Source organism: Cloacibacillus sp. (assembly GCA_036655895.1).
In the GTDB taxonomy this organism is placed as follows: domain Bacteria; phylum Synergistota; class Synergistia; order Synergistales; family Synergistaceae; genus JAVVPF01.
This window is the reverse complement of the sequence record JAVVPF010000011.1, coordinates 1-3171: the sequence shown is the minus strand read 5'-3', so window position 1 is coordinate 3171 and position 3171 is coordinate 1. Positions and strand designations below refer to the sequence as shown.

Sequence of the window (3171 nt, the reverse complement as noted above, 5' to 3'; positions counted from 1 at the left end):
GCCGCCATAGTCCGCGGCATCCAGCCGATAGCATTCGACAACGCCGTGTGGGCCTACACTCTGGGCGCGGCTCACGCCCTAAAAAGCGGCGCGAAGACCGCGGCGGCGGCCGCCGAAAAAATAGGCGAAGGGCTTCAGGCCTTCTGCATCCCCGGCTCCGTCGCCGACCAGCGTAAAGTCGGCATCGGCCACGGCAACCTGGCCGCAATGCTGCTTGATGAAAAGACAAAATGCTTCAGCTTCCTCGCGGGACACGAATCCTTCGCGGCGGCCGAGGGCGCGATAGGCATAGCGCGCACGGCGAACAAAGTGCGCAAAGAGCCTCTGCGCGTCATCTTAAACGGCCTCGGCAAAGACGCCGCGTACATAATCTCGCGCGTCAACGGATTCACCTTTGTAGAGACGCAATACGACCCGTTCACAGGCGAGCTGAAAATAATAAAAGAGCAGCCCTTCTCGACCGGAGATAAATCAAAGGTAAAATGCTACGGCGCAAACGACGTCTGCGAAGGCGTAGCCATCATGCGCCACGAAGGCGTCGACGTCTCCATAACGGGAAACTCGACGAACCCGACGCGCTTCCAGCATCCCGTAGCCGGAACCTATAAAAAATGGGCGCTTGAAAACGGCAAGAAATTCTTCTCCGTAGCCTCAGGCGGCGGCACCGGACGCACGCTGCACCCGGACAACATGGCGGCCGGCCCCGCAAGCTACGGCATGACAGATACGATGGGCCGCATGCACAGCGACGCGCAGTTCGCCGGAAGCTCCTCCGTCCCCGCCCACGTAGATATGATGGGCCTCATTGGGATGGGCAACAACCCAATGGTGGGAGCTACGGTTGCTGTAGCCGTAGCGGTGGAAGAAGCCGCAAAATAAAAACGCGCGGCAGCGGTTTCGCTAAACGCAGCATACATATATGAAAAAAAGCCCGCGCCCTGTTGTTTGTTTACAGGGCGCGCTATTAGTTTTTGTTCAGGAATTCGTCCAGCGCCTCGTAGAATATCCGGGGTTCTATCGGTTTTGCGAGGTGTTTGTTCATGCCGGCCTCTTTGGTTTTCTGTCGGTCTTCGTCGTAGGCGTTGGCGGTCATCGCTATTATTGGGATTGTCTTTGCGTCGGGCCTGTTTTGCGACCGTATGAGCCGAGCCGCCTCCAAGCCGTCCATTACGGGCATACGTATGTCCATCAGGATGGCGGAGAAGTAACCGGCGGGGGCGTTCATGAAGGCGTTGACCCCCTCTTTTCCGTTGCGCGCACGCGCGGCGCTCGCTCCCTTTTTTTCCAGCAGTTTGCAGGCTATCTGCATGTTGATCGGGTGGTCTTCGCAGATTAGTATGCGTTTGCCGGAAAGGTCTATCTGCGCCGTCTGGTCAAGAAGCGGCGCGTCTGGGACGGGAGTCGTGCGTTCAAAGTCCATGACGATGATCACCTCTGTGCCCGCGCCCTTTTCGCTTTTTACTTCAATGGAGCCTCCCATTGCCTCAACGAGGTTTTTGACTATGGGCATCCCTAGCCCTGTGCCTGTGCAGGAGGCGGAGAAGTCGTTGTCTTCCTGGTCGAACGGCTCGAATATTTTTGGCAGGAAGTCGGCGCTCATTCCGACGCCTGTGTCGCGGATTATCAATTTATCGTGACGTACGTCGTCGTCATAGCCGAGGCATTCTACGATCCATTCTATGTTGCCGCCGGGCGGCGTGAATTTGACGGAGTTTCCCAGGATATTTATAAATATCTGCTGAAGGCGCCGTTTGTCCGTTTTTATCCAGTCAAAATCGGTGTTGATGAGCGTAAGCTTGAACGTCAGGTCCTTTGCAGAAGCAAGAGGAGTGCAGGCGGCGACGACGCGGTCCACTATCTCTTTTGTGTAGACTGGCTGGAGGTTGAGCATAAGCTTATTGCTTTCGATGGAGCTCATGTCGAGCACGTCGTTGATGAGGCTCAGCAGGTACTGGCTCGAGCTTTCGATGTTGGCGAGGTATTCCGCGGTCTCGTCTGAAAGATCTTTTGCTCCCTGAGCCAAGTTCGTAAGTCCGATGATGCCGTTCATCGGCGTGCGCATGTCGTGGCTCATGCGCGATAGGAAGTCTGATTTTGCGGCGTTGGCCTCTTCCGCCGCTTTGAGCGCGCACTTGAGTTTTTCGTTCAGCGCGTTCTGCTCGCGTATCGTTTTTGTTATGTCGGAGCGTGTGTATAGTATCGTGTTTTTTTCTTCGTCGAGGTACGAGCAGGAGATTTTTTTGACGGTCACTTCGCCTGTCGGTTCGACGCCTCGTACGGTCGTCTCAAATTTATCGTTTTTCATAAGCTCGCGGAGGATGTTTGAAAGCCGCAGCGTCTTTTTGCAGTTCTCCCAATCGCTCGGGTGGGCGAATACTTTCGCGCGCTGCGCGAAGACGGAGTTGAAGTCTCCGAGCACGTTTCCGAAGGACCTTTTGTCGGAGTCAGTATATTCTAGTATGCGCGCGTCTCCGTTTGCCACGTTTACCGCGGCCACCACTTCAAAGTTTTTCCCTATCATGTGATCGATGACCATCTTCATTATTTTTTCGTCTTCGATGTCTATGGCGTAGGCGAAGCCGATGATGTCGCCGGAGAACGGGTTTTGGGCGAGGTTGACTATGATGCGCGTCCAGTGGATAGTATTTTCGTCTATCTGGTAGCGGCAGGTCATTTCAAGGTTGGACTTGCCGCAGCTGAAGCCTCTTAAGATAGTTTCCCTGTTGAAAATTTCATCGTGCCGCAGGCGGCTTGCATTGTCTGGTATGTTCCGGGCGGAGGCCGCGCTGAATTCCGCAAGGTCGCATATTGCCTCGAGGGGTTTTACGCCCGTGCTGCACCGGATTATCTCCTCAACGGTGTCCTTTGTGATGTTTACTCTGAATGCGCCGAAGGCGTTGTCGAGCAAGAGGTGCTGATAGGCCTCGAAGTCTTTGTAGCGCTGTTCAAGGCGCATCTGTTCCGTGACGTCTATGGCGGAGCCGATGGCTTTTATCGGAAAGCCCGCGTCGTCGCAGGCTGTGGTGTAGATGGTTTTGAACCAGCGGTATTCTCCGCTTGCGGGCGATCTCCACCTCGCGCGGCACTCCGCGTGCGCGGCTCCGTTATAGATGTCGTCGTACATTTTGAGCACGACGGGGATGTCTTCTTCAAATATTCTGCCGTCGCTGA

The 3171-nt window shown here is 55.2% G+C and carries 2 protein-coding genes; one reads left to right on the top strand and one right to left on the bottom strand.

Annotated features, from left to right (window positions below):
- On the top strand, positions 1-879 hold an 879-nt coding region (locus RRY12_04960; GenBank protein MEG2184003.1), incomplete at its 5' end, for a GGGtGRT protein.
- A gap of 85 nt (positions 880-964) precedes the next feature.
- Here the strand turns inward: RRY12_04960 and RRY12_04955 are convergent.
- A partial coding sequence (locus RRY12_04955) for an ATP-binding protein (GenBank protein ID MEG2184002.1) occupies positions 965-3171 on the bottom strand: 2207 nt, incomplete at its 5' end.